Genomic DNA, 6140 nt, shown 5'->3' on the forward strand with positions numbered 1-6140 from the left:
GCCTCCAGCGATGGCGACAACCAGCTCATGCTGGTGCCGAATGGACCCATGGTGGTCTATGGCGAGGTTGCCCTGCTGCTGGCATTCATGGTGCTTCAGCTTGTGGTGCTCGTTGCCATGCTGAGGCGGAGCCTTCGGTTCAAGCAGTTGTTTCTCATCCAATGGCTCGCAATCCCGGTGGCGGTCATACTGGACGCGATCTGGGTCTCCACCGCGATCGGGGTTTCGGTTCGGCAAGTGGTCACTGGCGAGGCGCTTGCGACGCACATAGTCTCGTTTGTGCTGATAGGGCTCTGGGTCGCCTACGTCTACAAGTCCGTCAGGGTGCGGAACACCTTCACCAGGGTTGGGGCATCCACCCAGGTTGCTGGCGCGTCGTAGAAGAAGGCACAACTTGGAATGTTGGAACTGCGCGCGGCGATCCGCGGGCAGAACCGAATTCTTGTGGCGGCGATTGGGGTGTGACCTCGTGCACCACTATGTCGCCATCGAACCTGGAACGGCCAGATCCTGAGCCGACCGACCTCGACCATCATCCGTGACGGCTGCGACCTTTTGGAAGGTCTTTATTTCGGCCTCATTTATACGTGCTGCCCGCGCTCTCGCCTGGAGATCAACCAGGCGCGCCACGAGCGCTTGCGACGTCTCGACTTCAGGGTTCATCATTTTCATTTGTCCGATTGAGTGGCGATTTGACGAGCGCAACCCGCCGGCATCCCTGCCGGCGGGCCTGGCCGGTTCGAAGTTTCAGTCGTAGACTTTCACAATCTTGCGTGTGCTCGGGTCCACCAAAACCGTTCGGTTGTCGACCACCGTATAGCGGTATTTGACGTTGGGAACCTCGTGGAGTTCGACCGTGTCTGGCAGAGCCGTGCCGACATTCAACTCCACCCCCGGAAGCTTCACAGAAGCCAAGGGTTGCTTCTTCACGTATTCGCGCACGACGGTGTCCTGTTCCGGTGTGATAACCACATCCTGTGCCGCAACCGCGCCGACGCTGGCCAACAGCAAGAGCGCCGCAGCGGCGCTGCTTAGGTGCATCCTCATTTGTTTTTCTCCTCTTGTAACCTGGCGGCAGCACGATCGGCTGGGCGCCAGCCACCCGAACACGTCGCCAGGCCAAACGTTCCTCATACGGGCCTCTGTCTGAATCCGCGCAGGACCAAAGTCTGGTTGGAAAACGCAATGGTCTTACCCGTTGGGAGTAGGCGGAACGGCTTAGGCCTAAAGGTTGTTGTCTCTCCAATTCGGAGAGAAACAGTGGAAAAAAGTGTCGGCCAGGCGCGATGGTTGCTCGCACCGATTTTCGCAACAGCCATCACCTTCCTGGTGATGGGGGTCGTTCTTGGCTGACATGGCGTGGATCGGCGCAGCTACGTCCCTTCCTGCGCTGATAGGACCCGTGAGCTGCTTCGGCGGCGGGCGGGTCCTGTATTTCACCGTGCGCCCATGCATGCTCATTCGGCAGGCGTGGGCGCATTTCTAGCACATGTACCTTGGGAGGTTTATTATGGATCGGCGATCCTTCTTGACTGCAATGTTTGGCGTTGCCGGGGCAGCGGCCCTTGCAAGCGCTGTCCGCCCAACTGACGCAATGGCGGGTGTTCCAGGGGCCGGACACGGCATCCTCGATGAACTTGAGACGCCACAAACAGAGACCTTTGAAGAAGACGCACAGGCAGAAGTGCAGCAAGTCTATCATCGGGACTGGCACTACCGTCCCCACCGCCGCCGGCGGGGCTGGAGACGGGTTTGCCGCAGTTATTGGCGGCATGGTCGCCGTCGCATCCGGTGCAACCGCCGACGTGGTCCTTCGGTCGTCCTTCGATTTTAACTGATTTCCCGCCTCGGCCCGTTCCGGCTCACGCGCCGAGAACGGGCCGGTTTAGATTCTTTTCGGTGAACGATCACAATGACATTGGTCCAGAGATCGAATGAGAGTGGCAGCGCGAACCAACCGGGAAATGGCAACGATGATCGTGCGCCCGGGTTTGTGGCCTCCGTCGCTTTGCCGGACAAAGAAAACATTGCCGACCTTGTCAGGCGAACAGAGCGCATGGCCATCTTGGTGGTTCTTGGACTGAGCGGCTGGTTGATGCTCGTCCCCGCTATTTATCTTGTGCTGACGCACGGGATATGAAGCTTGCGGGACATCCGTGCGCGCCCAGGGTTGGATTGCAATCGCATCGGATCGCGGCTTCCGCAGCCGTTTCGTGTCACCGGCAATGTGGGCGGGACGGGCTGTATTGCTGGCGCGAGGCGCAGGTGCTTGGATCACCGCGGCCTACGTCCGGCATGCTTGGAGCGCTATAATCCAACTAGCCGAACGTAATCGGCTTCTGGCTTGCCGTAGGTGCCGTTTGCGCAGGCCGCAAGTCCGCTGCGGTCCCTGATGTGCACTTCGCCACGTCGAGAATAGATGAAACCACGTCCTTCCAGAACTTGCAGCCCAACGGTAACGCCTGGGCGTCTTGCTCCAAGCATGACGGCGAGAAACTCATGGGTGATCGCAAGGCGCTCGCCGTGGACCCGATCGTCACACATTAGAAGCCAGCGCGCCAACCGCTCTTCAAGGTTTGATTTTGCGTTGATCAGGGCCGTATAGCTGGTCTGGATGTGGAAGTAGTGGACATAGCGCAACAGGAAAAGGCGCAACGTTGGGCTGTTCGCAAGAGCCTCCTTGAAGGGCTCGGTTCCCATCCTGAAAGCGCTGCCGGCCGACTGAACGTAGCATTGATGCGCTGCATAGTCAGCGCCCATCACGAGCGCGGCACCGGTCATTCCCTCAAAGCCGACAAGGCCCACCTCGGCTTCCTTACCTGAAGCCGTCGCGACCACAGAAGCGATGCCGTCCTCCAGGAAGTACACCGTCTCGATCTCCGAATCGGCTTTCTCTAAGGTCATTTCCGGCTCGAGGTCACACAGTTCAAGGTGTGGCTGCAAAAGCCCCAGGTCACCAGGGTCAAGCCTGCGCAACAATTGGTTTCTGTAGGAATCGTTCTCTGGATTGGTCATAGCTCAATCCCGCTTGGGGCAAGAGCTTTCCAATCTCCCTGCCGTCTGCGCCCGTAGACACGTGCAGACGATTTAAAAAATATACGCCCTCTGGCGCGCGATTGACAGTGAAATGCAACCTGATGCACGGCGTCCCCTCAGCCGCCGAATTACAAAACAGGGGTGTACAAAGTTACAGGGTTGGAATCGTACAGAACTCTGCTTCGTACGAATCCGACAATTTGTGATCGCAGCCAACGAGCCGGCATGATGTACATGGTTATCAATGTCGAGGCAGAGCGACGAGAGGGCGACCGACCGACTGGCAAGGCGACGGTTGTGCCCCATAACGGGTCAAAAGTTTGGCATCTAAATTGCTTTCACAGGTATGGGGTGGGCGAGAGCCCGTCGCTTCGCAAATGGAGCGGCGGGTCTACCCTACCAGTGACTGTCGAATGGCCACGGCAGCAGAATGTACCGCCTTTCAGCAGAAACTAACGGAACATCCGTACTCGCCCGAAGTTGGATTGCAGGAAGCGTCGCATGCGGGCTTCCGCAGCCCGTTTCGTGTCACCGGCAATGTGGGCGGGACGGGCTGCTTTGCGTTGGTACGCAATTTATACCGCTGACTACTTGTGGGTAATCCAGTCCAACAAGCCAACGTTAACCTGCTCGCACCCGACATATTCGCGGACCAAGCTTTCAGCCAGGTGGCGCCATTCACACTCGGGAACGCCTGTTTCCCTGACCAGGTTTCGAAACGCCGAGCGGAGAATGTCGGCATCGAAGGCCGAGACGGCAACAGGACCTGGCTCCGGATCTCCCTCCCGGGCCATGTCATCGCGATGACGTTGGCGAAGGCGCTTGAGCAGTTCGCGCGAGGCCTCGATTGCGCGTCGGGAGTGGTCCATATCACGGCGAAATGAGGCAGTGCCGGCCAGGGAATGGTGCCGCAACCGAAAGCTGGTTTCTATAACCGCGCGTGCGACTTCTATATGCGTTTCTGCCATCGCGGCCTCCCTTCCTGCGAAAGGATTTATTTACTCTCTTGTCACGCGTGACCCAAGAAGGATTCAACGTACGGTTTGGTACGAAGGGATGGCGCGCAGATGGGCATGGTCCGGAACGAACGAAGGGCCTGAACGGCAAACTATTTGCGATCCAGGCCCCTAGCCGTCGGGTTCGCGGCGACATTGCGCCCGCGGAATGCCATTCACAAGCTGGACCTTGGTCTTGCCATTCCCGCGGGGGGCGTCAAAGTCGGAGACGCGCTGAACAGTTAGAACTTCATCGCGATGCCGACGCGGAAATCGTGCGTCTGAAGCGTGTGTTCCAGCGTGCATCCGCCGCCACAATATTCAAGCGACTTCTTGCCGAAGAAGGAGAAGTCGTATTCGCCGCGCAAGAACACGTTGTGTGTGAGCGCGACGTCGATGCCTGCTCCAACAACACCACCGACCAAGGTGGCATCCCGCTCAGCGTTTCCACCCGGGTAGAATGTCTTCAGCTTTGCAGCGGTTACACCAGCCGTGACGAACGGCATGTAGGCTCCCATGTCCATGCCAACGCGACCCTTTACGGATCCGAACAAACCTGTGGAGGCGTCAAGGACGCCTGGGCCTGGAATATCGTCGAAGGTGTTCTTCTTGAAGCGGTAGCCAAGCTCGCCTTCGACGCCATAGACAATCTTGCCGGATTGGAGGTTATAGCCTGCAAAGCCGCCGACCGTTGCCGAGCCGACATTATGCGTTGCGCCAGCCTGGGCGCCCGGTCCATAGATCTTGTAGTGTTCCAACGTTCCGGCACCGAACACGCCGGCGTATGGCCCTTGCCAGGTCCATTCAGGGGTATCGACAGGAGCGATCGTCATATCGGCAGCCATGGCCGGAGCCGCGGAAAGCGCAACGAATGAAGCGAGCAAAAAAGCTTTCATGAAATCCCCATCAAAATCGCCAATCGCTTTATATCGATGAGCCTGCAACTTTGTATATAGCTAGGAAGTCACACCCGTAGGCTAAGTTGCTGCGCCTGAATTCGGCGAAATAGGTATCGGGATGGCCGGTGCAAGCAGGCATCCCTCGAAGAGCTCAATACTTCCGCGTCAGGCTTCGATGCGGGCATTATCGAGAAATTCAAGTGCGGAGCGTGGAAGGGGTGCCGTTCTGATCTTCAATGAAGCCGCTGCCGCACGGATCAGGCTTGCAGCTGTGTTCGTGAAGAATGCCGATGGGTATACCGGACGGCTCAATCCGCAGCAATCAGGAAGGATGCCGTCGACGTCATAGTTAGGCGGCGGCGCGCAGGGCGGTGACTCGCCCAATGTCCGGGTCCCTTCGCAGCCATCTATCGGTAAAGTCCCGGGTATTTGGCCTTCTCAGCCTGGCAATTTCCCGCTCTCTGGACCGCCATGGCGTAAGCTCTTTCATAGGTGTGAATGGCCTTCCGGAACTTAGGAGGATTAGGCGTCAGGTGTTTTTCTATCCCCTCGTACAAAAGCACAGGGACAGCAATGATAGCTTTTCCATTCTCTGTAGGCCTCAGCCGGCACCTTTGCATAACGCCGTTGAGGTTACCTGCCATTTTAGCGGCCAAATTTAACTTGGCATCGGGCATCCCGACCAGGAAGTGGATATTGTCCTGTCCTGCCGAAGCCGCCGAAGACGCGAAGCAAATTGCGGCGGCGAGTGCGACCAAAATGCGGATCAAAGTGACGTCCCCCCAATATTCCCAAATCTGAGCCAGGCTGAATATTTGGCAACCTAGCACCAAGCACACTATCCACAAATATGACACCTTCAAAACGCTCTCGCTCGATGCGCCAATGGGAGGGACTGACCTTAGGCGAATCGATTTGCTGGTGGCGCCGGAACCTTACGAGCCGGAGGAGGACGAAGAGGATGATCCGGATACGGTGATGCTCTGGGCGGATACTCGCGTTGGCAAATGAAAAATTCCAGGTGGATAAGCGGTGGATCGAACCCGAACCTTGTTTTCTAAGCTTTTGAAAATGTTATGGTTTTTGCATTGTGCTGGTGCCCCCGGACGGAATCGAACCGCCGACCTTCGGTTTACAAAACCGCTGCTCTACCAGCTGAGCTACAAGGGCACGGCGCTCCGGTTAGCATATTTGTTGAGCCAGTAAAGAC

Annotated in this window: 5 protein-coding genes and 1 tRNA gene; 1 reads left to right on the plus strand and 5 read right to left on the minus strand. The window is 57.5% G+C overall.

Translation table 11 applies throughout. From position 1 onward, the window contains the following. On the plus strand, positions 1-381 hold a 381-nt coding region (locus EN969_RS13000; protein ID WP_127419162.1), incomplete at its 5' end, for a DUF2569 family protein. 366 nt (positions 382-747) lie between these two features. On the opposite strand, the gene EN969_RS13010 is transcribed toward EN969_RS13000, so the two are convergent. The 5 genes from EN969_RS13010 to EN969_RS13045 form a co-directional block, all read right to left on the minus strand. Beyond that, the gene (locus EN969_RS13010) at positions 748-1047 is read right to left on the minus strand and encodes a DUF1236 domain-containing protein (protein ID WP_013531386.1); all 300 of its coding nucleotides are present in this window, start codon (positions 1045-1047) and stop codon (positions 748-750) included. 1260 nt (positions 1048-2307) lie between these two features. After that, positions 2308-3015, minus strand: a complete 708-nt coding sequence (locus tag EN969_RS13025; protein WP_127419163.1) for a Crp/Fnr family transcriptional regulator — start codon at positions 3013-3015, stop codon at positions 2308-2310. Positions 3016-3623: 608 nt separating this feature from the next. After that, positions 3624-4004 carry a hypothetical protein gene (locus EN969_RS13030; protein ID WP_013531389.1) on the minus strand — a complete coding sequence of 127 codons (381 nt, stop codon included), beginning with the start codon at positions 4002-4004 and terminating at the stop codon, positions 3624-3626. Between the two features lie 269 nt (positions 4005-4273). Continuing rightward, on the minus strand, positions 4274-4927 hold the full coding sequence (locus tag EN969_RS13035; protein ID WP_013531390.1) for an outer membrane beta-barrel protein: 654 nt from the start codon (positions 4925-4927) through the stop codon (positions 4274-4276). Positions 4928-6024: 1097 nt separating this feature from the next. Then, positions 6025-6100, minus strand: a tRNA-Thr gene (locus tag EN969_RS13045). Positions 6101-6140 lie beyond the last annotated feature (40 nt).

Origin of the sequence: Mesorhizobium sp. M7A.F.Ca.CA.003.01.2.1 (genome assembly GCF_003998945.1) — a bacterium.
In the GTDB taxonomy this organism is placed as follows: Bacteria; Pseudomonadota; Alphaproteobacteria; order Rhizobiales; family Rhizobiaceae; genus Mesorhizobium; species Mesorhizobium ciceri.